The organism is Erysipelothrix sp. strain 2 (EsS2-6-Brazil) (assembly GCF_016617625.1).
Classification (GTDB): domain Bacteria; phylum Bacillota_I; class Bacilli_A; order Erysipelotrichales; family Erysipelotrichaceae; genus Erysipelothrix; species Erysipelothrix piscisicarius.
The window spans coordinates 40718-66358 of record NZ_SBAR01000005.1 but is presented as its reverse complement, the minus strand read 5'-3'; the positions used below and the strand labels follow the sequence as shown (position 1 = coordinate 66358).

General features: G+C 36.7%; 25 protein-coding genes. 5 read left to right on the top strand and 20 right to left on the bottom strand.

Features of this window, described 5'->3' with window-relative positions:
• Nucleotides 1–41 precede the first annotated feature (41 nt).
• On the top strand, nucleotides 42–272 hold the full coding sequence (locus EPJ89_RS04630; protein WP_125164513.1) for a hypothetical protein: 231 nt from the start codon (nucleotides 42–44) through the stop codon (nucleotides 270–272).
• A 68-nt stretch (nucleotides 273–340) separates the two neighbouring features.
• On the opposite strand, the gene EPJ89_RS04625 is transcribed toward EPJ89_RS04630, so the two are convergent.
• From EPJ89_RS04625 to EPJ89_RS04615, 3 genes are all read right to left on the bottom strand, one after another.
• Entirely contained in the window at nucleotides 341–1501 is a 1161-nt protein-coding gene (locus EPJ89_RS04625; RefSeq protein ID WP_237558257.1) for a VanZ family protein, read from the bottom strand.
• Nucleotides 1502–1518: 17 nt separating this feature from the next.
• Nucleotides 1519–3102: an ATP-binding cassette domain-containing protein gene (locus EPJ89_RS04620; RefSeq protein ID WP_200549106.1), complete on the bottom strand. Its 1584-nt coding sequence runs from the start codon at nucleotides 3100–3102 to the stop codon at nucleotides 1519–1521.
• 158 nt (nucleotides 3103–3260) lie between these two features.
• Nucleotides 3261–3806 carry a carbonic anhydrase gene (locus EPJ89_RS04615; protein WP_125164515.1) on the bottom strand — a complete coding sequence of 182 codons (546 nt, stop codon included), beginning with the start codon at nucleotides 3804–3806 and terminating at the stop codon, nucleotides 3261–3263.
• A gap of 173 nt (nucleotides 3807–3979) precedes the next feature.
• On the opposite strand from EPJ89_RS04615, the gene EPJ89_RS04610 reads away from it, so the two are divergent.
• From EPJ89_RS04610 to brnQ, 3 genes are all read left to right on the top strand, one after another.
• Nucleotides 3980–5227, top strand: coding sequence for a competence/damage-inducible protein A (locus EPJ89_RS04610; RefSeq protein WP_200549104.1), 1248 nt, complete (start codon nucleotides 3980–3982; stop codon nucleotides 5225–5227).
• Between the two features lie 324 nt (nucleotides 5228–5551).
• Nucleotides 5552–6064, top strand: coding sequence for a hypothetical protein (locus tag EPJ89_RS04605; protein WP_200549102.1), 513 nt, complete (start codon nucleotides 5552–5554; stop codon nucleotides 6062–6064).
• A gap of 63 nt (nucleotides 6065–6127) precedes the next feature.
• Entirely contained in the window at nucleotides 6128–7420 is a 1293-nt protein-coding gene (gene brnQ / locus EPJ89_RS04600) for a branched-chain amino acid transport system II carrier protein (protein WP_161636466.1), read from the top strand.
• Nucleotides 7421–7444: 24 nt separating this feature from the next.
• On the opposite strand, the gene EPJ89_RS04595 is transcribed toward brnQ, so the two are convergent.
• From EPJ89_RS04595 to EPJ89_RS04580, 4 genes are all read right to left on the bottom strand, one after another.
• Nucleotides 7445–9589, bottom strand: coding sequence for a hypothetical protein (locus tag EPJ89_RS04595; protein WP_200549100.1), 2145 nt, complete (start codon nucleotides 9587–9589; stop codon nucleotides 7445–7447).
• Nucleotides 9579–11687: an MMPL family transporter gene (locus EPJ89_RS04590; protein ID WP_161636468.1), complete on the bottom strand. Its 2109-nt coding sequence runs from the start codon at nucleotides 11685–11687 to the stop codon at nucleotides 9579–9581. The genes EPJ89_RS04595 and EPJ89_RS04590 overlap by 11 nt, the downstream gene beginning before the upstream one ends.
• 4 nt (nucleotides 11688–11691) lie before the next feature.
• A complete protein-coding gene (locus EPJ89_RS04585) occupies nucleotides 11692–12279 on the bottom strand; it encodes a TetR/AcrR family transcriptional regulator (protein ID WP_161636469.1) in 588 nt (195 codons plus the stop codon).
• 167 nt (nucleotides 12280–12446) lie between these two features.
• Complete coding sequence (locus tag EPJ89_RS04580) at nucleotides 12447–12824, bottom strand: cytidine deaminase (RefSeq protein WP_200549098.1); 378 nt, start codon at nucleotides 12822–12824, stop codon at nucleotides 12447–12449.
• A gap of 279 nt (nucleotides 12825–13103) precedes the next feature.
• Here EPJ89_RS04580 and EPJ89_RS04575 point away from each other — a divergent pair, with 279 nt between their 5' ends.
• Nucleotides 13104–15176, top strand: coding sequence for a glutamine synthetase III (locus tag EPJ89_RS04575; RefSeq protein WP_200549096.1), 2073 nt, complete (start codon nucleotides 13104–13106; stop codon nucleotides 15174–15176).
• A 36-nt stretch (nucleotides 15177–15212) separates the two neighbouring features.
• Here the strand turns inward: EPJ89_RS04575 and EPJ89_RS04570 are convergent, their stop codons facing one another.
• From EPJ89_RS04570 to EPJ89_RS04510, 13 genes are all read right to left on the bottom strand, one after another.
• Nucleotides 15213–17045 carry a hypothetical protein gene (locus EPJ89_RS04570; RefSeq protein WP_161636471.1) on the bottom strand — a complete coding sequence of 611 codons (1833 nt, stop codon included), beginning with the start codon at nucleotides 17043–17045 and terminating at the stop codon, nucleotides 15213–15215.
• Between the two features lies 1 nt (nucleotide 17046).
• A complete protein-coding gene (locus EPJ89_RS04565) occupies nucleotides 17047–17358 on the bottom strand; it encodes a DUF192 domain-containing protein (RefSeq protein WP_125164523.1) in 312 nt (103 codons plus the stop codon).
• Nucleotides 17358–18278 (bottom strand): type II secretion system F family protein, encoded by a 921-nt coding sequence (locus tag EPJ89_RS04560; protein WP_161636472.1) that lies wholly within the window; start codon nucleotides 18276–18278, stop codon nucleotides 17358–17360. Before EPJ89_RS04560 ends, EPJ89_RS04565 begins: the two co-directional genes overlap by 1 nt.
• Nucleotides 18279–18287: 9 nt before the next feature.
• Nucleotides 18288–19211: a type II secretion system F family protein gene (locus tag EPJ89_RS04555; RefSeq protein WP_125164915.1), complete on the bottom strand. Its 924-nt coding sequence runs from the start codon at nucleotides 19209–19211 to the stop codon at nucleotides 18288–18290.
• Between the two features lie 11 nt (nucleotides 19212–19222).
• The gene (locus EPJ89_RS04550) at nucleotides 19223–20587 is read right to left on the bottom strand and encodes a CpaF family protein (protein WP_161636473.1); all 1365 of its coding nucleotides are present in this window, start codon (nucleotides 20585–20587) and stop codon (nucleotides 19223–19225) included.
• Nucleotides 20587–21825, bottom strand: coding sequence for an AAA family ATPase (locus EPJ89_RS04545; protein ID WP_161636474.1), 1239 nt, complete (start codon nucleotides 21823–21825; stop codon nucleotides 20587–20589). Before EPJ89_RS04545 ends, EPJ89_RS04550 begins: the two co-directional genes overlap by 1 nt.
• Nucleotides 21826–21839: 14 nt before the next feature.
• A complete protein-coding gene (gene cpaB, locus EPJ89_RS04540) occupies nucleotides 21840–22649 on the bottom strand; it encodes a Flp pilus assembly protein CpaB (RefSeq protein ID WP_125164526.1) in 810 nt (269 codons plus the stop codon).
• Nucleotides 22650–22670: 21 nt separating this feature from the next.
• Nucleotides 22671–23159 (bottom strand): TadE/TadG family type IV pilus assembly protein, encoded by a 489-nt coding sequence (locus tag EPJ89_RS04535; RefSeq protein ID WP_003773572.1) that lies wholly within the window; start codon nucleotides 23157–23159, stop codon nucleotides 22671–22673.
• Nucleotides 23153–23728, bottom strand: a complete 576-nt coding sequence (locus tag EPJ89_RS04530) for a TadE family protein (RefSeq protein WP_200549094.1) — start codon at nucleotides 23726–23728, stop codon at nucleotides 23153–23155. The genes EPJ89_RS04535 and EPJ89_RS04530 overlap by 7 nt, the downstream gene beginning before the upstream one ends.
• The gene (locus EPJ89_RS04525; RefSeq protein WP_200542405.1) at nucleotides 23703–24242 is read right to left on the bottom strand and encodes a TadE/TadG family type IV pilus assembly protein; all 540 of its coding nucleotides are present in this window, start codon (nucleotides 24240–24242) and stop codon (nucleotides 23703–23705) included. The genes EPJ89_RS04530 and EPJ89_RS04525 overlap by 26 nt, the downstream gene beginning before the upstream one ends.
• Nucleotides 24243–24382: 140 nt before the next feature.
• Nucleotides 24383–24553, bottom strand: a complete 171-nt coding sequence (locus tag EPJ89_RS04520) for a Flp family type IVb pilin (protein ID WP_200549092.1) — start codon at nucleotides 24551–24553, stop codon at nucleotides 24383–24385.
• A gap of 23 nt (nucleotides 24554–24576) precedes the next feature.
• Nucleotides 24577–24750, bottom strand: a complete 174-nt coding sequence (locus EPJ89_RS04515) for a Flp family type IVb pilin (RefSeq protein WP_200549090.1) — start codon at nucleotides 24748–24750, stop codon at nucleotides 24577–24579.
• A 9-nt stretch (nucleotides 24751–24759) separates the two neighbouring features.
• Nucleotides 24760–25455, bottom strand: coding sequence for a prepilin peptidase (locus EPJ89_RS04510; protein WP_161636477.1), 696 nt, complete (start codon nucleotides 25453–25455; stop codon nucleotides 24760–24762).
• Nucleotides 25456–25641 lie beyond the last annotated feature (186 nt).

Below are 25641 nucleotides of genomic sequence, written 5' to 3'. Positions count from 1 at the left end.
CATATTTTGCTAATATGATTTTGTAGAAAGAGGTATAAATTATGAATACAATTATTATTAATAGTCCTATTATGCAAAAGCAAATTCAAAAAATTGTTGAAGGAATGACAGATCCTAAATGTACATTTATTAAGAAAGATGGAATCAAGCTCTACTTTGAAACGGATATGGAAGACAAAGATGAAGCTTGCAAACGCATTAAAGCTGAAATTAAAAAGGATCCAATGGCGGGTGCAATTATGTTCACTGTTAAAGCAGATGAATACATTTAAATAAAAAGAAAAGAAAACGTTCACGGATGCAGTGAACGTTTTTTTATACAAGATATCATGTTTTAATATTACCCGTCTATGTTGTGATCGGGGTATGTACTGACCATTTGTGTCTTAGAAATGCGTTCATAAAACATTCGATAATTCCTATGAAACATCGTTGATAGAACATGTATCATCATAAAAATCCAATAACCCATAATAATTAAAAGATAGAGCACTGAAGTGAGCGTATCGATGTATGGATTTGATGTCGAGAGCCCTTTAACGAGTAAACCACTTAGATCGCCAAATCGTATCATAAAAACATATACAAGAAGGCAACGCATCAAAATACCTTTAACTCTGGATTGTGATTCATCTACTTCAATTCGAATTTGCACGATAGACATTCCTAAGGTTGACCCTTGATGTGAAAGAGGCCATACAAAAAAGAAAAACATAAATCCCATAAAATGAGTCACGGACTCAAATGCTGGATATTGAGGAACCCCCGGCATTACCGCACGCATTCCAAGTGTAAAGATTGAAATCGCAAGCGTCATGATGACGCTATCTATTAGATATGCAATAAGACGTCTCACATACGTTACCGTTACAGATTTTTCCGCAGATTCGAGATCTAAAGCCTCGCGTGTAGGAAAGAAATAGGTCATTGCGGGTGCAATTGCATAACCTATTAATCCACCCATACTGTTTAAAATCAAATCATCAACATCAAACAATCGATAAGGTCCTGGATAAATCCCATAGAGACCAGTAATTTGTGTAAGTTCAAAAAACAGCGACAAGCTAAAACTTAAAATCAATGTTTTTTTCAAGTCACACTTAAAGTAATAACGAAGGTAAATCCCAAAGGGTAGTGTCATCACAATATTAAATACAGGTTGTGTGAACACCCCTTCGCGCAATCCGACAACAAGTGATCTTGGATCTGAGAAACGCATGGATGTTTCACGGATAAAGTCTGAAACAAACGTAAATGGAATGAGTTGAATCATCTCACGCCAATGTGTATGAACATGTTCACGCTCAGGTAACGGTAAAATCACAAGGTAAAATGCACAGAGCAAATAGAATATAAAACTGTAAACTACAAACGCACGCCACTTCGATACCGACCCATGTTTATGATAGTCATACATTAAATATGGAACTAGAATTGCGAATGCAATGAATGGAAAACTGATTAAAGCAGTTCGTATTGGATAGAGATAGGTTTGCATCATCATTTAACCTTTCAAATTTATTTGCGTTCTAAATATTCTTCGTAGGTTCCAAGATAATCAACGAGAGTACCATCTTCTTTAAATTCCATAATGCGTGTTGCCGTTGTTTCAATAATTTGATGATCATGTGAGGCAAGAAGAATTGTTCCTGGAAATTTAATAAGTGCATTATTAAGTGCGGTGATTGACTCCATATCAAGGTGGTTTGTTGGTTCATCAAGAATCAACACATTTTTACCCATGATCATCATTTTAGACATCATACAACGTACTTTTTCACCACCGGATAAAACATTAAGTTTTTTTAATGCGTCATCCCCCGCAAAAATCATTCGACCTAAAAAGCCGCGAACATAGGTCTCGTCTTTTTCGTCAGAAAATTCCATCAACCAATCAACAATTCGTGCGTCATTTTCAAAATCTTCATCAAAGTTTTTATTAAAATAACCATAATCAACGCTTGAACCCCAATGAACTGATCCTGCATCCGGTTGAACACGTTCCGTAATAATATCAAAAAAGCGTGATTTTGTGATTTCTTGATCACCCACAAAGGCTACCTTTTCACCATTTCCAATGGTGAAACTTAAATTTGTGAAAAGTTGTTTTCCTTCAAGGCTCGCACTTAGATCACTTACTTCCAATACGGAACTACCAAGATTACGTTTTGGTTTAAATTCAATAAATGGATAGCGACGTTTTGAAGGTACCATTTCATCGAGTTTAATTTTTGAGAGTGCTTGTTTACGTGATGTTGCTTGTTTTGATTTCGAAGCATTGGCACTGAAGCGGTCAATAAAATCTTGAAGTTCTTTAATTTTTTCTTCTTTTTTCTTATTTGCGTCTTTCATTTGACGAAGCATTAATTGACTGGATTCATACCAGAAGTCATAATTCCCAACAAATAATTGAATTTTACCAAAATCAATATCAGCAATATGTGTACACGTTTTATTTAAAAAGTGACGGTCATGTGATACAAGAATAACGGTGCTTTCAAAATTAATTAAAAATTCTTCAAGCCATTGAATTGCTTCAAGGTCAAGGTGGTTGGTAGGCTCATCAAGTAAAAGAATATCGGGATTACCAAAAATTGCTTGAGCTAATAAGACCTTAACTTTGTCCGAACCTGGGAGTTGTTCCATCTTGGCTTCATGGTATTGACGATCAACACCTAAACCATTTAAAAGTGTAAAGACCTCTGCTTCCGCATTCCAACCATCCATATCCGCAAATTGTTCTTCCAATTCTCCTGCGCGAATACCATCCGCTTCCGAGAAATCTTCCTTTGCGTAAATAACCTCTTTTTCTTTCATAATTTCATAAAGTTTTTCATTCCCCATGATAACTGTCTCTAAAACCGTATAATCATCAAATTCAAAGTGATCTTGCTTTAGAAATGAAAGACGTTTGCCACTTGGAATGGAGATGTGACCGCTTGTGGGTTCAAGTTCTCCCGATAAGAGTTTAAGGAAGGTTGATTTCCCTGCACCATTGGCTCCGATTACACCATAACAATTCCCTTCAGTAAATGTTATTGATACCTCTTCGAATAATGCCTTGCCATCAAACATTAACGATAAATTATTTGTACTAATCACTGATATTCTCCTTTAAATTCATTCAAACTCCTATTATAGAGTAAATTTATAAATAAACAATAAAAACAAGACAGATTTGTCTTGGTTTTTACGTTACTTATCTGCATACTAGTATAGCAAATTTTTGTGAATTTAGTACTCAAATGATATTAAAGCCATTATAGCCATGACACATTGCCGGTAGTGATGTCATAAAATGCACTGATAACTTTTACATCATGGCGTTGAATCGATGAATTTTCCGCAATTTTAAGAGCTGTTTTTCGTGCGTGATTTGCTGAAGAAATGTCAATCCCTTCTTGCACTACATGCGCCTGAATCTGATCAACAATCGTTTTCAAATTCCCTTTTAAGGACAGTTGATGATAAGCAGCATTAATTGCGCCACATTGACTGTGCCCTAAAACAACAACCAAAGGTGTTTTAAGATTTTCAACCGCATACTCAATGCTTCCTAACACCGAAGCATCCGTAACATTCCCAGCATTTTGAATTAAAAACAAATCTCCCAACTTACAATCAAAAATAATATCAGGGGATACCCGTGAATCCGAACAACTTAGGATAATTGCATAAGGATTTTGTCCCTCCCCTAAGTCTTGCATGTCATGTTGTGAATGATGTGAATTTTTAACGGTTTGGTGGGTAAACCGAACATTACCATCCTTTAATAAATGAAGTGAATTTTCCCATTGATGCTTCATAAACGATTCTCCTCTTGCAATCTTTTAAATTAAACGATTTTCTGTGTTTTATTATAAAGTGAATCCACATCGAAACAAACGACTGTCATGAAACCTTCACAAAATGTCATTAAGAATTCTTCTCGTGTATTTAAGGTAAGAGTGCTATGATATTAAAAGAATGGAGCTGAATTATGAAAGCAGAAATTATTTGTGTAGGAACGGAATTGTTGTTAGGGGATGTTGTGAATACAAATGCGACATACATCGCGCAACAACTTGCAAGCAATGGAATCTTTTGTTATCACCAAAGTGTTGTTGGTGATAATCCAAACCGTCTGGAAGAGACGTTTAAAGAGGCGTTGAAACGAAGCGAACTCATTATTTTCACTGGAGGATTGGGTCCGACTTATGATGACTTAACCAAAGAAGTGATTGCAGAGGTCTTAGAACGCCCCCTTACCCTTCATCAACCTTCAATGAACAAACTTGAAGCATATTTTAAAACCACTGGCAGATCAATGACCGAAAATAATATCAAGCAAGCAATGATGCCACAAGGTGCCCATGTTTTTGAAAATTTATGCGGTACAGCTCCTGGAGTTTGCATTGAAACTAAAAATCATACCGTGATAATGTTGCCCGGTCCACCCCGTGAAATGACGATGATGTTTGAAACATCTGTGAACGATTATCTAAGCCAAAAGACTAACTTAGTACTTGTATCTCATAAACTCTATTTATTTGGAATTGGGGAATCAAAAGTTGAATCGATTTTAAAAGATAAAATGATCGATTATCAAAACCCTACCATCGCCCCCTATGTAGCGGATGGTAGTGTGATGTTGCGTGTTACAGCCAGTGGCAAAACCTACCAAGAAGCAGATGCACTCATTAAACCAGTTCTTGAAGAAATAAAAGACTTATTCTACGATTTTTATTACAGTACTGATATTCCCGCTTTGGAATCGGTGATCGTTCCCTTACTTGCAAGTAAAAATATGACGGTTGCAACTGCAGAAAGTTGTACCGGTGGGTTAATCAGTTCTCGAATAACGCGTGTATCCGGGAGCTCCCAAGTATTTAATTTAGGTGTGACAACATACTCAAATGAACAAAAACATAAAATTTTAAACATACCTCAAGCGTATTTTGAAACCGTGGGTGCTGTTTCACCTGAAGTGGCAGCGCAAATGGCCACAAACGTTCGATTATTGGCTGAATCGGATCTTGGAGTTGGGATAACCGGCATCGCTGGACCAACAGGCGGTTCTGATGAAAAACCTGTTGGTTTGGTTTATGTGGCTATAGCCACTGCGGAACGTGTATCTGTTAAAAGATTACAATTAGGACGAAATCATGCGAATGAGCGCATTCATATTCAAGAAATGGCAACGAACCATGCTTTGAAATTGATTTTAGACGAAGTTAAAAACAAATAAAAAAAACGATGTAGCTAAACGACAAAAGGCTACATCGTTTTCATGTCGAAATATATTCAAGGAGAAGTGCGAATATATTTTTCGGTCCAATGTATCGGGCATACATTTCCCCCCAGACCGTTCGACAAAGATAATAATAAGATCTAATTCTTAATATCACCTTAACTAAAACTTAAATCGATTTAAGGTTCCGAGACCACAATTCAAAATTCATAAACAACACCTTCATTCAACAGAAAAATTCAAATCAAAGCGAAAGATATCCATTAATCAATAAAACAGTGTATAATCCTTATTATAGTGCATGAGCGGGGGATCAATATTATGAATAAAAAGAATCTCATAACCTACTTTCTATTAATATCGGTGTGTATTGGTTTGTTTATGTATTCATCTTTAAATCCATTTATGAAACACACACGTTTTTATAAATGCGGTAATGAATTGGAATCTCAACTCATTTTAACGCATACTGGATCTTACGTTATTCTCAATCAAGATGGAACCTTTTATAAAGATAATTATCATCGCACATTTTTAAGATCGTTTCGTTTAACAGACCATAAAGATGTACGGATTGCCTCTTTAAATAAATCCATTCGATTTAAATCGCGAAGTCATGGAGATATGGTCTGTCAACAGAACTACCTCAATGATGAACTCAAAAGCACTGACCGTATGGCACAATTAATTCGGGATCATCACAATCACTTGATTGAATTGAGTGACATTATTAAGAATAAGACGAATAATACCAGTCCTTTAATTACCTATAATACGATAGACTACCAAATAACTTTATTTGAAAAAAACTTCGACCATATTCTCGGTAATTAAGTTAATTTCACTTAAAATCCATCTTCACGCTATAAACTAAAATTCTAGAAATTGGGGTCTGTTATGAATAAATTATCACGCCTTGAGATTCTCTCTCTCGGTATTACTGTTTTTTCCATGTTTTTTGGAGCGGGAAACCTTATTTTCCCATCCATGATCGGTTACCAATCGGGATACAACCTTCCGATATCGATTTTTTTCTTTTCTTTGTCCGCAGTATTTTTAACCTTTTTAGGAATCTGTGCAGTTGCGAAAGCAGAAGGATTTTATCCAATCGGATCAAAGGTTCATCCTTACTTCGCTACAGCTTTTACAGTTGTCATCTATATATCAATAGGCCCCGGCTTAGCGATCCCGCGTGCGGGTACAATGCCTTTTGAAATCGCAATAAAACCGATGTTGGCTGAGTCGCATTTAGGAATTGGTATGTTTGTTTATACGCTTGTATTCTTTGGTCTAGCCGGTTGGTTGTCAATGAAACCAAGTAAATTGGTGGATCGCATGGGAAAAGTTCTAACACCGATTCTTTTGAGTCTTTTAGTGCTTACTTCGATTTTAATTTTTTCAAATCATACGCAAATTATCCTCCCACCGCAAGATCCTTATCGTCTCCATCCTGCAACCGCGGCCTTTGTCGACGGATATATGACGATGGATGCGATTGGATCGCTTACCGTTGGGCTTGTCCTTTCGATGATTATTCGTGATTTCGGGGTTACAGACAAAAAAGTTATTCGCAAAACTACATATCGTGTTGGAGCAATTGCCGCAGTTTTATTATTTCTTGTATACATCCTTTTAGCGCTTTTAGGCTCTCATATCGCACCAAGTTTACCCAATGCCACAAACGGTGCGGAAGTACTCATTGCGGTGTCATATGCCGCCTATGGCACTTATGGACCCATTGTACTTGGGATTATCTTTACCCTTGCATGCTTAACAACCTGTGTCGGTCTCATTACCTCATGCAGTAAATATTTCTCAGAGCTACTCAAAATTCTCAATTATGAAAAATTTGTCGTTTTGCTTTCGAGTATAAGTTTAGTAATTGGAAACTTCGGACTCAATCAAATATTAGCCATCAGTTCACCAATACTGAGTGCAATCTATCCAATTGCGATTACATTGATACTCCTTACATTGATTGGGAACATCCCGGATATAACCTTTAAAATTACAACCCTTGTTGTCGGAAGTATAAGCGTTATGTCAAGCATTAACCATGCTCAGAATACATTCTTTAAAATTGTAAGTGAACTTCCTTTACATCAACTTAAATTATCATGGGTAATTCCTGGAATTATCATTGCAATTGTCACGACGCTTTATGCAAACCTCACTCAAATTGAGGCGTAAAAAAAACGACCGAAGTCGTTTTTTTTATTTGCCGATCTTTTCTTTGATCCATGCAAAGAATCCTTTATGTTCTTTGACTGTTTCTTCAATTACTTTTGTTTCTTTCTCTTTTTTTATGGCTTCAGTTCTCATAATCATTTTCGAACTTCCTTCCATATCGGAGCCAAGACCACTTATTGTTGTGTTGCTTTCAGCAATTTCAATAAGCCCATCTTTCACATCCAGCACGCGAGTTAAATCATCAAGACTTATTTCATCATGTGACTTAGCTTCAGCGAGGCCTTCAGAAACCTTGTTGTTTAATTCCATTGAACCTTCAGCCAGTTTTGAGGATCCTGATTCAAGTTGAGAGCCGGCTACATATGCCTGAGTGGTTCCACTTGCAAGTGCATCGAGACCTTCTTTGACAGAACTTGATCCATCATTAAGTTGGTTCATTCCATTGGATAATTCCGTAGCACCTGAAGCAAGTTTTGATGATCCTTCCAATAAAAGCTTACTTCCTTCAAACGCCTCTTTTGATTTAGCATCAAGAACCATAGCGCCTTCGTTAAGTTTTTTTGCGTTTTCATTCAGTAACATCGAAACATTCTCAAATTGTTCCAAACCGTTGTCCAGTTGGCCAAGACCCGTTAAAACAGCTTTTTGATTTGTATTCACAGTTTCAAGTCCTTGTTTCACGGCTTCACTACCCTCTACAAGTTTTGGAAGTTGTGAGTCGATTTGGCCATAAATTGAATTTACAGCTGCATTCGATTGTTCAAGGGCATGAACCGTTTTAACGAGTGCTTCGTATTCTTGTTGAATTTCTGTACGGTCTTTTTCTTCTGGAATGAGTGCAATTGCCTTTTCAAGTACAGACATTTGATCTTTCAATGATGCAATGGTTTGTGTAGATTGATTAATTTGATTTAATCCCATTGTATTAGCACCTTGAACTCCCGTTACACCGGTGACAACTTGATCAGTGCCTTCGGTAAGTTGTTGTGTTCCTGCATCAATTTGGGCCATACCTGAATTGAGTTTTGAAACTGAACCTTTAACTGGTTTCAATGCTTCAGAAGCCTTAACAAAACCATCACTTAACTGTGTTGCTTTTGACGCATACTGTGTCACACCTTCACTTAAAGCCATGTACCCATGACTTAACTGTGCAGCTTTTTCACCAAACAGCGAGGTATTGTCAGCAAGGGATTGTGCACCAACTGAACTGCGATAGATTCCATCGAAGAAAACACCTGCTCCAGATGAAAGTTCATGCGATCCATCGTTAATCTTACCAACTGCATTTACATAGTCAGTAATACCACTATTTAATTGATTTGAACCCTCCGATAATTGTTGTGTTCCATCAGCAAGTTGGTTGGCAGCATCTTTTAATGTATCGATGCTTCTTGCGATATCGTCAACACGATCGAAATGCTCTAATGCATCTAAATCAGGAATGTTTGAAGTTGCGGTAAAAACAATTGGACTCATTTCGAAATCTACAACATTCGCTTGGACTTCAATATGGTTATCAAGACCAAATAAGTCTTTAGTAATACCTAAATTCTCTTTCATCCCTGGAAGCACTGCAAAGGTTGCGATTTGATTGTTTCCATCTTGAATTAACTTACCCGTATTCACAGTAACATCTTTAAAGACGTCTGATGATAAGTTCATGACCGTTGCAACCAAATAGGGTGCATAACCGTTCTTAGTACCTCCATTTTTTAATTTAATAGTGCGTGGATCGTTATTTTTAATGTCAATTGAAATTTTCAATCGACCACTTTGTCCTAGAATTTCTTCAGGACGAACCGTTTTACCATCCAAGGTATAGTGAATGGTTGTCTCAATTGGTAGAGCTTGTTCAAGATCACCTTGATAATACACATCTTTTTGATCGGTATTCCAAAGTACTGTATTTCCAGCAATTCCCGGTTGATCATCTGTTTTAACATTTACAATATTTTTTAGATTGGATTGATCCGTTACTGTTTTTAGTGCTTTATCTGAATGCAAGTGTACACTCGATACTTTATGGATGACCCGACCATCACTATCTAAATTTACAAATACAGTTTCATCCTTTTTTATGGGTTCATCTGCACTAACTGGTATAACTGCAACCATACTTATCGCAATTGCTCCACTGAGTGCACGTATTGAATTTTTAGTCTTCATTCGTTCTTACATCTCCTTTATTACGTTTGATCCATCCGCGTGTTGTTTTACTAATAATGCCTTCACAGCCAAGTAAAATACCCGGAAGGATAAATAAAATAACCAGCGTAGAAATGATCGCACCGCGTGCAATCATGCCACTTAAACTTGATACCAGTTCCATCTCCGAAATCATAGCGACGCCAACTGTTGAACCGAAAAACGCTAATCCGCTTGTTGTGATTGACTTAGCAGACTCTTTAACAGCGATTTCCATCGCATCATGTTTTTCTAAACCATTTCCACACTCTTCTTTAAATCGCGTAGTAAGCAGTATGGCGTAATCGACTGTAGCACCTAATTGGATAGAACCAATTACAATACCGGCGATAAAAGGTATTGATGATCCCATATAGAATGGAACACTCATGTTTATAAAGATGGCAAGCATAATTGCGGCGATTAGAAGAACCGGAATCGATACGGACATAAAGACAAGGGCAATAATGATAAATACTGCCGCAAAGCTTAGCGTATTAACACGAGCAAAGTCTTCGTCCGCAATATCAATGAGGTCTTTCGTTAATACCCCTTCTCCAGTTAATAATGCGTTGTCATCGTAACGTTTCATAATTGAAGAAATTGCTTCAATTTGTTGATTTTCTTCATCCGTAGCGGATTTAAATGAAGAATTAATAATTAAACGTTTGTAATCACCTTTTTCAAAGATTGAAACAACTTTTTCTGGTAAGAATGATTCTGGGATTGTTGGTCCTACATATTTTTGATATGAAATAACATTTTCAATGCCATCTAACGCTTCGATTTCTTTAATCATTCGGGTGATTTCGAAATCAGGAACCGTATTCGGAATAACAGCGAAATGTGTTGTTTGCATATTATAATCATCTTTAAGTTTTGTAAGTGCAACCATGGATGTCATATCTTTAGGTAAAGATTCATCAAGGTTATAGTAAACATCATTATTACTTTGGCCAATGTATGCCGGTACAAAAAGGATTGCACCAATTAATACAAATGTTTTCGCATGACGTGTTACCAATTTAGACAAATGATCAAATTCTGGTAATATGGTGCGATGGCGCCATTTATGAATCGGACCATCGAAGATAAGAATTAATGAAGGTAAGACTGTCAATACAGATAAAACACCTAAGACAACACCTTTAGCCATTACAAATCCAATATCTTTACCAATGGTTAGATTCATAGCACCGATAGCTAAAAATCCTGCAACGGTTGTTAACGAACTCCCTACAATTGACGATGCGGTTGAAGCGATTGCAGAACCCATTGCGTGTTCTTTATTTGGATTTTTACGTAATTCTTCTTCATAACGATGCAATAAGAAAATTGAATAATCCAAAGTAACGCCCAATTGAAGTACTGCGGCTAAGGATTTGGTTATATATGATATTTGACCAAATATCACGTTTGTTCCAAAGTTATATGCGATTGCATAGCCTATACTTAATAGAATAATAAAGGGTATAATTGTTGACTCTAACGTCATTGCAAGCACTAAAGTAGCAAGTAGAACTGCAAGTCCCACATAAATGGGTGTTTGAGCATCAGCAAGCTCCTTCGTGTCTTTAAGTAATGCCGACATCCCACTCAGAAATGAATGGTCATCAAGCATTGATCGTATCTCACCAATTGCTTCATGGGTAAGCGGTGCTGCGTTTCCTTCTTCAAACTTAACGATCAGTAATGTTGAGTTTTCACGGAATAACAAGGATTGAACATCTTCCGGTAGCATTGTTGAGGGAACTGATGTATCTACGAGATCGTCAACCCAAATAACATCTTCAACACCCTTAACCATTTTAATTTTTTCTTTGGTCTTTACGACATCTTTGTTTGTCATATTTTCTATGACTAACATTCCTGTAGAAGCACCACCAAATTCTCGGTCTAATATTTCTTGACCTTTAACCGATTCAGAATCTTTGGGAAGATAAGTTAAAATATCATAATTTATCTTCGTAGAAACTGTGCCGTAAAGCGATGGGATCAATAACAAGGTCGCAATGATTAAAATTATTTTGCGATGTTTTGCAATTGCATCTCCAAACGCTTGGGTAAAACCTTTCTTCACGAAATCATCTCCTAATAATACGTTTTATGGTATCAAACAGGAAAGGTTTCATGGTTTCTAAACTTGAAGGTTCCTCAAGAATGATTGTATTATACGCAATCGAACCGGTAAGTTCGATTACGATGTAAATCGTATGATCGATTTCCGCATCGGATATCCCTACATCTTTTAGGCCTTTCGTAAACATATGATAGATTAGGTTAATCTCTTCATAGTCTTCTTTTGCTCTTTTAAGAACCCCCCATGATAAATTCTTATGAATAAGCTTAAGCAGTAAACGATCTTTTTCTAAAAAATCAAGAATCACGTTTATAAAGAAGATTACTTCATCTTCAAAATGTTCAAATACATTTAAGTGTGTTTCATTCACTGCATAGACTAAGACATCTGAGCTTTTTTTAAAGATAATGCGATCTAAAATATCATACTTATCTTTGAAATAAAGATAAAACGTTCCTTTGCCAACACCTGCATGCTTTGCAATATCGCTGATTGATGTTTCATTAATACCATGACTTGTAAATAAATCATACGCTGCGTTATACAACTTGTTTTCTTTAAGTAACTTGTTTTTCTCAAGTTTAGATACCATATTTCCCTCCTCCGATACAAACTGACCATTGGTCATTATGTCAGCCGTTTTCTAGTTTAACACCAAACTGACCATCGGTCAACTTATTTAATTTGATTGTATCGTTTTTATTTTCTCTCAAACTATTATCGCATTATTCGCGCAATAAAAAAACACGGTTTCCCGTGTTAACGTGCTGTGTAAGGCAAAAGTTGATCAAGAATAACTAAGTGATCTTTAGAAACCATGATCTCGCATTGTTTATTTTCAGAATTGATTTGTGCAAGCAAGTCACGTGTCTGACCTGAAGGTGCAATAATATCGCCCTTGCTGTTTACGGTCACCATCTTAATAAAATGTGATTGACCGGACTTTAAAGCTTCAGCAATGGCACTCACGCCTGAATTGCAACCTGCCTGAGTTACACTTTGTACTGATATTCCGGTAAATACGGTTCCATCTTTTGATAGCATTGCTGTAGACTCACCATCTAATGATGCGTTGTCGGATAGCGCTACACATCTTGAATTTTGTAGTGCGATTTCAATTAATTCACTATATTTCATACTTATCTCTCCTATTTCTTCGTAATTCTATCACAACAATTACACAATTAAAAGTGTTTTTGTTAAAATAAATATACATTTTAAAATCCATGAGTTTGTCAATTATTTTAAACGTTTTATTAAATATACATTAAAATAATTCGTTTTCAATTCCTTACTAAAAACTCCAAAAATTTTATGAATTTTCCATTTTTTTTTAAAATAACCCAACAAACTAAAAAAAATCTTTACATTCACCCCAAAATATTTTATATTTGACAAGAAAAAAGGAGAAATACAATGAAGAAACCTTACGAAGATTTTGGATGTAAACTCTTCACAAAAGATGTGATGAGTGAATATTTACCACGTCCTGTTTTTGAACGTTGGCTGAGTGCAATCCAATATAAAGAGAAAATGGATATGGCAAATGCCGAGGCCATTGCTCATGCGATGAAAGTCTGGGCATTGGAGCATGGGGCAACTCATTATTCGCATTGGTTTCATCCCATGACCGGATCGAGCGCTGAGAAACATGATGCCTTCATCGAACCGGATCGAAATGGTAAGCCAATTACGCGATTCTCTGGCAAAACATTAATTAAAGGCGAAACGGATGGATCATCGTTTCCAAATGGCGGTTTAAGACAAACATTTGAAGCACGTGGCTATACCTATTGGGATGTAACCTCACCCGCATTTATCCGAGGTCATGTCCTGTTTATCCCTTCAATTTTTATTTCCTATCACGGTGAATCTTTAGATGAGAAAGCCCCTCTTTTAAAATCCATGGAGGCCTTAAGTAAGCAAGCCACACGTATCGTCAATCTCTTAGGTGATAAAAGTGTTACAAGTGTTGATGCCATGATTGGACTTGAACAAGAATATTTTTTGGTCAATGCGAAGCATTTTGAAAAACGCGAAGACTTAATATTTACTGGACGTACACTTTTAGGCGAAAATGCTCCGAAAGGTCAGGATTTAGTGGGACACTACTATGGGAATATTCCTTCAAATGTAGTTCATTATATGGAAGATGTGAATGATGAACTTTGGAAATTAGGTGTCTATAGTAAAGTAGAACATAATGAAGTTGCTCCAGCTCAATTTGAAATTGTAACCCACTTTGATAAAGCAAACATTGCGCTCGATCAAAACATGATTGTTATGGAAACATTGCAACGTGTTGCCAAAAAGCATCATTTATCTGCACTTTTACATGAAAAACCATTCAAAAATATCAATGGTTCAGGTAAACATAATAACTGGTCGTTGGTAACCAATACCGGGCATAATCTCTTTGAACCTGGAGAGCGTCCTCATGAAAATATTCGTTTCCTTGTATTCGTATGTGCGCTTGTGGAGGCAGTTGACTCGCACGCAGAATTACTACGCTTTGCAGCCTCCTCTGCAGGTAATGATCATCGTCTCGGCGCATCCGAAGCACCACCCGCAATAATTTCACTCTTTGTAGGTTCTGTTCTTGAGGAAATATTTAAGCAATTGGCCACCTCAAAGAAAATTAATATTGAAAAAGAAGTTCAATATTTTACTCCTCTTACAACACTGAGCGCTGTAACGAAAGATTACTCTGATCGTAACCGTACGTCACCTTTCGCATTTACTGGAAATAAGTTTGAGTTTAGAATGCCTGGTTCCTCGATTTGTAGTGCTTTTGTGAATACTGTATTGTGTTCAATTATGGCTGAATCGCTTGAACGTATTGCGAATGACTTAGAACAATTCAAGTATATTCAAGATATTCGTGAACATGCCCTTGGACACTGTCAGCGGATCATTAAGGCTCACCATCGAGTTATTTTTGATGGCGATGCTTATCACGATAATTGGAAAGAAGAGGCATTACAACGTGGTTTACCAAATCTTGAGCACTATGTAGATTCTATCGCTTCAATGCTCTATCCCAATACAATTGCGCTATTTAAAAATACGGATGTTCTGAGTGAGCGTGAATTAGAAGCGCGTACCATCATCGTGCAGACACGCTTTATCAAAACCATCAACACCGAAGCAAACACATTACTTAAGATGGTAAAACAAGATATTATGCCTGCAATTGTCACCGCTATTAATCACCTATCAACCTCAGACAGTCAAAGCAGTTATATCAAACGTCAAATCACAAACCTTGAATCAAATCTTGACGCTCTGGATGCGGCCATAATAACGCTTGAAGACAAAATGCTATTTGTTCATGAAATCACAGATTTAGAAGAAAAGGCATACGCAATGCATCATCAAATTCGACCAGAATTTGAGACGATACGAACCCTTGTTGATCAAATGGAACGTGTCATCGCGAAATCGCATTATCCCTTCCCTACCTACACTCAATTACTGTTTGAACTTTAACAAAAAAAGGTATTCAATTTGAATACCTTTTTCTTATTATGAATTGTACTTATAATGATCCATAAATGCATCTAACGTTTCTCTTTGAGCTTCAATTTGCTTATAAATTCGAGCAATCTCTTCTTCAAAGTCATTCTTAGTTGCAGTAGTTTCAGTAACCTTTGGAGTTGGTGCAAAGTTTGCGATCGGATCAACAACAGGATCTTGAATATTCATATGTTGAATACGAGTCCGTTCTTGCAAGGCATCATGAGATGGGTTTGTAAAATTAACACGTCCCATTAATGCTTCCATTTCTTTTTGCATATTCTGTAGTTTCTGAAAGAGTTGATTGATTTGGGTGTCTTTTTCATCGATAATCCGTTCAAAGTCTTGTCTGGGTTGCCCTTGAAACGTTTGTGTATCTAATCGTTCTTTAAGACGACGCACCTCATCGTTCAATCCTTTACGAACCTGATATTTGTCAATCATTTCTTGCTTAAGTTCTTCTTGCAATTGTGCAATTTCTTGTTTTAAAAGTGCACGTTCTTGATCGAATGTAAAAGATGGAGCATTGTTTACTTCTGCTTCCAAACGATTAATGATCATATCTTTCTTTTGCAGTAATTGATCATATTGTGTACGGATATCTTCTACACGTTGCATAATATTTGGTTGTAATTGAACTTGTTCAAGTTGTTGTGTTAAATTTTGAATTTTTTCTTGCAACAACATTACGGTCTCATCTTTTTCAGATGTCATCAGTTCAAGTTTTTTAGTTAAAAATTCAACTTCATTGGTTAATGTTTCAACTGCCAAATCATCTTGATTGTTCATCGCTTCGACAGCATCATTAAGTTCTTGGATTTTGGCTTCAAGAGTCTTAATTTCCTCTTCTTTCTCATCAAGGACATATTGTGTATGTTCAATTGATTCCTGTTGCTCATCAATAGTACCTTGTTGATCCATGAGTCGGGCTTCAAATGCTTCGCGTTGCGTTTCAAGTGATTCGACCATACGAGCAGCTTCTTGTAGTGCATTATTGCGTTCAAGAATCATATCTTCTTTTTGATCGATTAAAGCCATAAAGTTTTCTTCTTGAGCTTGATACTCTTCTAAAATTTTCATGGTACGCGCAATTTCTGAATCTTTTTCAGCCAGTTTTGTTTCCATAACTAACATTTGCTCACGTAATTCATGGACTTCCGCATTGCTTGTCTCAAGTTCAATTTCTTTTTGTTTTAAAAGACGAACACTTTCTTCAAGTGCACGGTTCTTTTCTTGAAGACTTGCTTCAAGTTGATCAAGATATTGTTCAACTTTGATATTCTCTTCTTCATTTTCTTTCACTTGTTGGGTTAAAACGGATACTTCACCATGTGCACGTTCTAACTGTTCCTGGAGTGATTGATAGTGAGAAGATATTTTATCTAACTCTTCTTGTAATTCTCCACTAACGGCTTTATATTGATTTAATTCAGTTGAGAATTGTTGTTCTTGATGTTTAATATTCTCAGCTAATTCTTCATTTAAACCTTTAATGCGTTTGTACTCTTCTTCAATTTCAATCATTTTCGATTCCGCATCGGTAAATTGTGATTTAAGTAATGCGTTTTCTTGTGAAAGTGACGCTTTTTCAAGCAACATTTCTTTAATTTGAAATTCGAGGTTTCCTTGCATTTGTGAAACATTCTGTTCAATTTGTTCTACATATGCTTCTACACTACCGCGTGTATAGCCTCCGAAAAGTGTCTTTTTGAATTTATTTGATGATTCTTCGAGCTCATCATCTTCATCATCCTCGATGTCATTTGACGCATCAAATGTCGGCATGGCAAAGTCGTTTGATTTTGAATCATCACCAAAACTCATATCAAAAAAATCGTTCATCTTATCCCTCCTTCATAATTAATTCATGGAATGTAATATCACTTAGTGACGTTACAATTTCAGGTGACGCTTCAATTAGATGACGTGCACCCTTTACTTTTCTACCCAGACGCCAAGGTTTTATTATTTCATGGTCAATAATATTAAAGTCTTTATCTAAGTAGATTACGCAAATGTCAAACTTCATAAAACAAGTGTGAACACGAGCACAATGAAGAAATAACATCCCTTGATCTTCATTGATTTCTTTTCTTAACATCAAACCTTTAAAACGTGTTCCAAAGTTTGATGCAATCTCGAGGTTTTTTATCATTAGCGGCCTCCCAATGCTTCAATAATCGTCGGCACAGCAGGACCGAGTAGAATAATAAAGATAACAGGGAAAATAAAGAGCACCATTGGAATCAAAATCTTAACTGGAATTTTCGCAGCACGCTCTTCAACATCTTGACGATGTGAAGTACGAATCATTTGCGATTGACTCATCAATACATTTTGAAGTGAGATCCCAAGTTCGTCCGCTTGAATGATTGCGTTGGTAAAGGCTTTTACCTCTTCAATTTCAGTTCGTTCGGATAATCGGTTTAGTGCCTCTTTACGAGGTTTCCCCAACATAATTTCACGCTGACATATACGAAACTCATCAATCAACGGTCCTTCAGCTTTGGTTGTAACATGTCCGAGTGCTTGGTCAAAACTCAAACCAGCAACAACCGAAACACTTAAAATATCCATAACTTCAGGCAATTGTCCTTTGATAACTTTTTTACGTTTTGTTATCTTTCCCTCTAGTGAATAACGACGATATACGTATCCACCAGCCATTCCCATCAACATATACATAATTCGAGAAAATCCGCGTTGATGGGATGTAATTGCGAAATAAAGTCCTACCACCCCAAAACCGACAATAATGATTACGTTCATTGCCCGATAATCTTTTGGGTTGGTGGTAATTCCCGCTTTAAGCAAACGATCTGCGAGTTTTAGCTGCGATTCTGCTTTAACCGGTAACATTGTTGATACGGCATGAACCAATTTATCAACAATAGGTTGTAAGAAACGTTCTTGGAACGTTTTATCTAAAATGTCATCAGAACCATGTTTTTGTGTACTTGAATTCTTTGTTTCGTCGAGTCGCTTTTTAATCACAAGTGCTTTACCTGTTAATACACTCATTACGAAATCTACGAAGACATACGCAAAGATTGCTCCCGTAATAGCTTTTATCATGAATTCCTCCTACATCTCAATATTTGTTATTTTTTTGATCATAGCATAACCCATAATTTCAAGGGTTGCACTAACACCGAGCAGTGCATAACCAAACGGCGTGGTAAACACAGGCTCCATATATTCTTTATTAACCATCGAAATTAAGACTAAAACAACAATCGGAAGTCCCGCAATAACTTTTGCAGATGCATCCCCTTGTGCAGTAAGCGCCTTAATATTTTTTTGAATGGTAATACGTTCTCGAATTGCTTCACCGATATTATCCAAAACATCCGCAAGGTTTCCCCCTACTTGACGCTGAATGCTAACGGCGGTGTTCATCAATTTCATTTCTTCAGATTCCATGCGTGTCGAAACTGCGGCAAGTGATTTTTCAATGTTCTCGCCCAATTCAACTTCACGGCAAACTTTTAGAAATTCAGGTCCAATTGGATCTGGTAAATCTTTTGCTATACTTGCAAGAGCTTGTTCAAAGGTAAATCCGGCACGCAAACTGTTTGAGAGAATCAATAAGGCATCCCCTAACTGTTGGCTAAATTTACCGATACGTTGTTTACGTTTCACCTTGATATACATTGGCGGACCTACAAGAGCAGCTACAAATGCAAAGAGCGTCACAATCATTCCTTTATCTAATGCAACACATATAACAACTGAAAACGCAGCGAGACCCAACCACATCTTTAGAAATTCATCAGGTCGTAAGTTAATTCCAGCCATTAAAAGATTATCTTTTAACTTTTCAGGAACTTCAATACTGATGGATTGTTTCTCTTTCTTTTGATCTTTTTTTGATTTTTTTGAATATCCGTATAAACTTTGTTTTTCAATTAAGTCAAGACGGTCTTTCAACATAATGAAGCGATGATAAATCAAATTTAATACAAACTGCAAGACAACAAGCGTAATATAACTAAGGCATGCTGCCATAATGATCCACATTATTTTTGGAACCACTCATCTTTCACAAGGATACCATTCGCTTCTAATGTATCAATGATGTATGGACGAATTCCTGTTGGCATAAATTTACCTTTAACTTTACCAGCAGCATCATAGCCCTCTTGTTTGAAAACAAAGATGTCTTGAAGGGTTACAATTTCTCCCTCCATCCCTGTAACTTCGGTGATCGATACAACTTTACGTGATCCATCACGAAGACGCGTTTGTTGAACAATAATATTAATCGCAGAAGCAATTTGTTCACGAATCGCTTTAATCGGCAAGTCCATTCCCGACATCATAACCATGGTTTCAAGACGTGAAACCATATCACGAGGTGTATTGGCGTGACCTGTCGCTAAAGAACCATCATGACCAGTATTCATCGCTTGTAACATGTCCAAGGCTTCTCCCGAACGAACCTCACCGATAATAATACGGTCAGGACGCATCCGTAAGGAGTTCTTTACCATGTCACGAATCGTTACCGCACCTTTACCTTCAACGTTAGCAGGGCGTGCTTCAAGGGTAATAACATGATTTTGCATCAACTGAATTTCAGCCGCATCTTCAATGGTTACGATACGTTCCGTTTCAGGAATAAAACTGGATAAAACGTTCAATAATGTGGTTTTCCCAGAACCAGTACCTCCAGAAACCACAACATTACAACGTCCCTTAACACAGGCTTCTAGAAATGCAGCCATCCCAAATGATATTGAATTAAAACCAATTAAGTCACTAATTTGAAGTGGTGTCGAATTAAACTTACGAATCGTAATTGTAGGGCCACTTAGCGCTACCGGAGGTACAATGGCATTAACACGGGAACCATCCGGTAACCGCGCATCTACCATTGGGTTTGCTTCATCACAACGTCGACCCAAGGGTGAAACAATCCGGTTAATAATTTGAGCTACGTGAGCATCATCTCTAAAGAAGACGTTGGATAACTCAAGACGACCCTTACGTTCAATATAAACGGTATTTGGACCGTTAACCATAATTTCAGAAATATCTTCATCCCGAATCAAAACTTCTAAAGGTCCTAACCCAGTAACATCATCAAATATTTCTTGAATAAGCTGTTCGCGTTTTGCTTTAGTCATGGCTTCTGCACGTTGGGTTAAACATTCTGTAATAATTTCACGAACATCAATGCCTTCTTTATCACCGTGATTATCTTGAATGCGTGCATTATACGCATCAATAGTTTCACGGTGAATAATAGCTTTTAAATCTTTAAATTGGTCAACTTGAGGTTCGGCATCAACTTCAAATACACCAGGCATAAACGCTAGTCCATCACCGGAGCCGCCACCTTCAGTTGCTTTAGCACGTTCTAAGCGTTCTGATAACTTCATTATTTACCACCTTTTTTTCGTTTACCTTTTTTTGCTTTAGCAGGTTTTTCTTTAGGTTTTGGTAAGAATTTCGCAAGCAGTCCAGCAGGTCCCGCTTCTTGTTCATCAGGTGAATCAGATTGATCAATTTCATCCGCCATAACTTGATATGCCTTTGCGACACCCGATAATGGAGAATCAATCGCGATCGGTTTCCCTTGATTCAGTGCATCGATGGATGATTTTAAATCATAAGGAACGGTGTGCCATAATGGGAACTCCAAGACGCGTGAAACATCTTTAGGTTTTACACGACCCGGTTCTTCTTTTGCGACTACCAATTTAATTTTTTCATTACCTGCTAGTGAGGTTACAATCGACAAGCCTTTTTTCGTTCGTCGTAATGTTGGAATATCCATTCCGGTTACATAAATAATTGTTGATGAGAGATCAAAACATGACAAGTTAATGTTGTTAAATCCCATACTTGTATCAATAATCAAGTAATCATAATAGGAACGAAGTGAAGATACGATTTTTTCAATTTGAGAAACTGAAATGTTATCCGCAAATTCAGGACTGTTCGGTGCCGCAAGCACATTCACACCGGAAGGGTGAACAGCCATATATTTTCGGATGGTATCAACGTTTGGACTCGCCTGTTCTTGTAACAATTCTGCAAGGGTGTCTTTGGTCTCGATACGCATTGCTGTAGCGACTTCACCAAATTCTAGATCAAAGTCTAAAATCGCTACTTTTAATTTCTTTTGCGCAAGTTTAACCGCTAAGTTCATGGCAACGGTTGTACGACCAACACCACCCTTTGAACTGAATACTGTAATAACTTTTGATTTCCAGTTATTAGTTGAACTGTTCTCAAGCGCAATCAGTCGAGATGACTCATTACTGTGAATTCCTTTTAATTGCTGTATTAACGTTGAACGATCAATTTGCATTGGCAGGATATAATGAACACCTGTTTGCATTACCTTTTGCATCGTTTCACTTGTATATTCTTGAGTAAGAACTACAGGTACAGATTTAGGACGTAATAAATATATTTGTTGACAAACACGTTGCAGAATACTTTCATGAGAAGAATAAATTAGAACAATATCTGGTTTTGTTTTTGAGATATCATCTAAGACTTTGTTCTCATCGTTTGATTTACCTACGATGCGGATTTCGTCATCTTGTAGCATTGGAAAGAGTCGTTGAGCGACACTATCTTCAGCAAATACTAAAACTTTTAACTCCATCTAATTCTCCTTCTCTATTTCAATAAATCGCCTGTAATAACACCAGGAACTTTATCAACCTTGTCATGATCATGACTTCTTAAGATTGCACGGTTTGTACCTACGGATTCCGAAACCGCCAATTTCAACGCATCTTCTGCTGAAACAGCAAGTGTTACCGTCGTATACATTTTATCCGCTACTTTTTTATCATCAGGTAAGGTTTCTTGATCAATCGCAAGAACTTCCTTATTTTGTAAAAGGAGCACTGCTTTTTTCTCTTTTAAACCAAGTACAGGAATGCGTTCTTTACCATCAACTGCAGTCTCAACTGATCCAGCATACAACTGAGGATAGTTTTTCTTCAAATAATCATATTTTTGAAGTGTATCTTCTGGCAAGTCACTATCTAATACAGTGATAATATCAATTTTATTTCCGACACGGATTAATCCTTGCATCCCATATTGACCCTCAAGTTTAACAGTATAAGCACGCATATTGTCCGTAAGAACAGTACTTAACCCACTTGATCCTTGACCTACAACTTCAACCTTTTCTCCGGTAAACATATCGCCAACAGACATCTTCGTCGTTGTAACTTTTCCTACAACACGTTCCGCATCCGCAAAAGCACCTTCAGGTGCAGCGTCTTTATGAACATTTTTAACTTCTACCATATCTTGAGTAATACGAGTTTGTGCTGTAAGGGGTTTAAGCGCTACAACAACTTGCGTTAAATCTTTCTTCGGTATTTCCTTTTTTAAACCTTGGATTGGGTTCATTAACGCTAAAAGAAATACACCTGCAGCTACAACCACAGAAATTAATTTATTCTTATCCAAAGTAATTCCTCTTTCTTAATATTAATAAACACCATTAATGGTTGGAGTACGACCATCCCAAATCGGTTGTTGATCTGTAAAGTTTTGCCATACAGGTAATTCAACTTTGATTGGGAACTCATCAATTCCAAGGGCTTTTAAAGTTGTCGTTTTATAAACATCACGCAATATAATTGTCCCTGTAAGACTAATCATATAGTTACCATTGGGTGACATACCACGCTGTTCATTCCAAACCAACTCAAATTGACTTGGATCAATACCATTTCTCTTTAAGATTTCATGTGCATTATCCAATGCAATTTGTTGTCCTTGTTGTGAGTGTAACATTTCTTCAGTAATATCCAGTCGCGCTTCACGCACTAAATATGCTACTTCTGTTAATTTATCTTTCTTATTCATTGCTAAAACAACATCTGTTGAAAGTGCAACAAATCCCAATAGAAACATTAAAATAAATGCAAACATTATAAGAATATTTCCATCTTCTTCATTTTTAAAATTTACCATTGCTGATTCTTACCCCCTACTAACTCAATTCTTCTAATTTTATAAAGATTATTTTTTAATTCAACACCATCTTTGAGAAATGGCTTTGAGAAAGGAGTAATCGGGTAGACTTTGTATTTTACATCCGACGCTATTTCCATTGTCGTTGTTTTAAATTTACTGTTCGCACGGTCTTTATCCGTTCCATCTGGGACACCATAATTAAATTCACGTTTTCCAGCAAGAACGGCAATCCGACTGTTTTCAATCGTTACACGACTTACATCAATCGGTGCACCCATTTCTTCAATATTTTTTTCATACATATCACGAATATGGGTGTTTGCCCAACCCCCGTCAACAATATAACTTTGGTTAGTATGTAATGCATGTTTTTGTTGAGGACCGAGATCCAATTGAATCGCCATTTTACGTAACGAATAGTCAAATTGAACTTTATTGTAAACAACCCAGCTCACATCAATTAAAAAACAAACAATCAATAGAAAAAGTGGCAGCACAATCGCAAATTCTACCATTGCCTGACCTTTTTCTTTTTTTGATTTATTGACCAACTTTGACATTAGCATCACCATCGCCTCCTAAGTACATTAAACCACTGTACGTTTCAGTTAGACGAAGTGTCTCACCCATTACCTGTTTTGTAATATACATTGAGAAAGGAACATCATAAGTAGTTGTTACGGTTACATAACGTATATCAGTTCTGTTTTTATGTCCGATAAAGCCACCATCATTTACACTCCAAATTTTCCGTGTAAAATCACGATGTTCAATATCCGATAAATCAATTTCATATTTTAAGCGTTTAGGGTCAAGTGTACCGTTATTGTTAATAAGTGTTTCAATCGTCTTTTCTTTACTGCTAAATCGGGATTGATCTTTTACACCACCCGTTGCACCACCTTCGTCGTATAATACCGCAACCTTTTGAATTTCACTGGTTAGATATTGTAAATTGACCTTTGCATGCACCGCTTTACCAACGTCCATGATCAAAGCAAGCATAATTATAAGAATAGGAAGGATTAAAGCAAATTCCGTAACACTTTGACCACTTTCACCTTTAAGTTTTTTTATCATATTCACTCCTTAAAGCGACAAATAAAGGGGATGAAAAATCATCCCCTCGGAACTATCCAAGCCGGATAGAGATTATAAACTATTTAAAGTTAAAGTATCACTTGCGCGATACTTTAACAATTTATAAATGCGTGTAAAGACTAAACGCCTTTACCTGCTTGTAATTCTTTACCTACGTTTTCGAAGATTCCTTTTAGGTTTGTACCTAAAGCTTTCATAACAACGATAACTACTACTGAAACAAGAACTAAGATAAGTCCGTATTCAACCATACCTTGTCCTGATTCTTCATTTAATAACCAGTTTTTCATAATTTTCTCCTCATTTTTCTTCCCTATTTTATTTTAGGGACTAGATCAGCGACTGTTTCAAACATCGTTTTTACATAACCACTCCCAATGGATTGGAGTACCACTACAGTAACTACCGAAACCAATACAAGAATAAGTCCGTATTCAACCATGCCTTGTCCAGACTCCTCGTCCATAAATTCATTTACGGTTATCATAACTATCTCCTAACATCCTAACAGAACACTGCAAATCAACATACTGATGACTGGGTAATACAGCGCGAATAAAGCACCGCCCATTAATTGTGTACACATGGGGAATGTACTACCGATGTACATCGTTTTAGTATAAAAACCAATAACAATGTAAATTAACAAGCAAAGTACGATACCTATTAGAAATGTTAGAATATTAGGTAATCCCAACATAAATGATAATGCAATTGCAAGCTTTATATCGCCTGCTCCCACACCGAGACTTCCAGAGAATGCTTTTGTCAAGAAGGCTGTAGCAAAGAACAGAATACCTGTTAATAGCATTGCTATAAGTCCAGTTGACAATCCATGAAATCCATTTGATGCAAACTGATAAACAACTCCAATGACAAGGACACTAAGGACCATCTCATTTGGAATTATTCGAATACGTTGATCGATTCGAATACCATAAACTGCTAAGAAAGCAATTATGGAAATAACAGTTGCTTCAAAGAATCCGAATGATGTATATGCAACTAAAGTAGCTGCACCGACATAAATGCCATTCATCAATGCGTCATGCGCATCTTCTGGACGAAAGACCTTATAGATCTTATTGTTACGATTTTGTTTCCAAGCAACTGTATCTTTAACAAATCTTGAAATGTTGTATCCTAGTGTAAAAAATAAAGCTGTTAGAACAATATAAACAATAATATTCACTATAGAATCTCCTCATCACCGACATAGATAGTATATGACGATACGCGCACGCTATCTACCAATATTTTGACGTGAATTTCACAAAATTTTAACCATTTACCCATCTTTGCTGTAGAGTACGCATTATTTGTCATGCCATTTGTAAATAATTGTATTAAATGTGAAAAAAGTAAAAAAGATACCGTA

What these genes read in the sequence shown, in the direction of transcription:
- EPJ89_RS04530 (WP_200549094.1), bottom strand. Translation starts at nt 23,728, where the DNA reads ATGCTAATGTCAAAGTTGGTCAATAAATCAAAAAAAGAAAAAGGTCAG.
- EPJ89_RS04575 (WP_200549096.1), top strand. Translation starts at nt 13,104, where the DNA reads ATGAAGAAACCTTACGAAGATTTTGGATGTAAACTCTTCACAAAAGAT.
- EPJ89_RS04550 (WP_161636473.1), bottom strand. Translation starts at nt 20,587, where the DNA reads ATGAAGTTATCAGAACGCTTAGAACGTGCTAAAGCAACTGAAGGTGGC.
- EPJ89_RS04520 (WP_200549092.1), bottom strand. Translation starts at nt 24,553, where the DNA reads ATGAAAAACTGGTTATTAAATGAAGAATCAGGACAAGGTATGGTTGAA.
- EPJ89_RS04625 (WP_237558257.1), bottom strand. Translation starts at nt 1,501, where the DNA reads ATGATGCAAACCTATCTCTATCCAATACGAACTGCTTTAATCAGTTTT.
- EPJ89_RS04615 (WP_125164515.1), bottom strand. Translation starts at nt 3,806, where the DNA reads ATGAAGCATCAATGGGAAAATTCACTTCATTTATTAAAGGATGGTAAT.
- EPJ89_RS04610 (WP_200549104.1), top strand. Translation starts at nt 3,980, where the DNA reads ATGAAAGCAGAAATTATTTGTGTAGGAACGGAATTGTTGTTAGGGGAT.
- EPJ89_RS04515 (WP_200549090.1), bottom strand. Translation starts at nt 24,750, where the DNA reads ATGATAACCGTAAATGAATTTATGGACGAGGAGTCTGGACAAGGCATG.
- EPJ89_RS04570 (WP_161636471.1), bottom strand. Translation starts at nt 17,045, where the DNA reads ATGAACGATTTTTTTGATATGAGTTTTGGTGATGATTCAAAATCAAAC.
- EPJ89_RS04580 (WP_200549098.1), bottom strand. Translation starts at nt 12,824, where the DNA reads ATGAAATATAGTGAATTAATTGAAATCGCACTACAAAATTCAAGATGT.
- EPJ89_RS04545 (WP_161636474.1), bottom strand. Translation starts at nt 21,825, where the DNA reads ATGGAGTTAAAAGTTTTAGTATTTGCTGAAGATAGTGTCGCTCAACGA.
- EPJ89_RS04560 (WP_161636472.1), bottom strand. Translation starts at nt 18,278, where the DNA reads ATGATAAAAGCTATTACGGGAGCAATCTTTGCGTATGTCTTCGTAGAT.
- EPJ89_RS04605 (WP_200549102.1), top strand. Translation starts at nt 5,552, where the DNA reads ATGAATAAAAAGAATCTCATAACCTACTTTCTATTAATATCGGTGTGT.
- EPJ89_RS04555 (WP_125164915.1), bottom strand. Translation starts at nt 19,211, where the DNA reads ATGGCAGCATGCCTTAGTTATATTACGCTTGTTGTCTTGCAGTTTGTA.
- brnQ (WP_161636466.1), top strand. Translation starts at nt 6,128, where the DNA reads ATGAATAAATTATCACGCCTTGAGATTCTCTCTCTCGGTATTACTGTT.
- EPJ89_RS04585 (WP_161636469.1), bottom strand. Translation starts at nt 12,279, where the DNA reads ATGGTATCTAAACTTGAGAAAAACAAGTTACTTAAAGAAAACAAGTTG.
- EPJ89_RS04565 (WP_125164523.1), bottom strand. Translation starts at nt 17,358, where the DNA reads ATGATAAAAAACCTCGAGATTGCATCAAACTTTGGAACACGTTTTAAA.
- EPJ89_RS04535 (WP_003773572.1), bottom strand. Translation starts at nt 23,159, where the DNA reads ATGGTAAATTTTAAAAATGAAGAAGATGGAAATATTCTTATAATGTTT.
- EPJ89_RS04630 (WP_125164513.1), top strand. Translation starts at nt 42, where the DNA reads ATGAATACAATTATTATTAATAGTCCTATTATGCAAAAGCAAATTCAA.
- EPJ89_RS04525 (WP_200542405.1), bottom strand. Translation starts at nt 24,242, where the DNA reads ATGATAAAAAAACTTAAAGGTGAAAGTGGTCAAAGTGTTACGGAATTT.
- EPJ89_RS04595 (WP_200549100.1), bottom strand. Translation starts at nt 9,589, where the DNA reads ATGAAGACTAAAAATTCAATACGTGCACTCAGTGGAGCAATTGCGATA.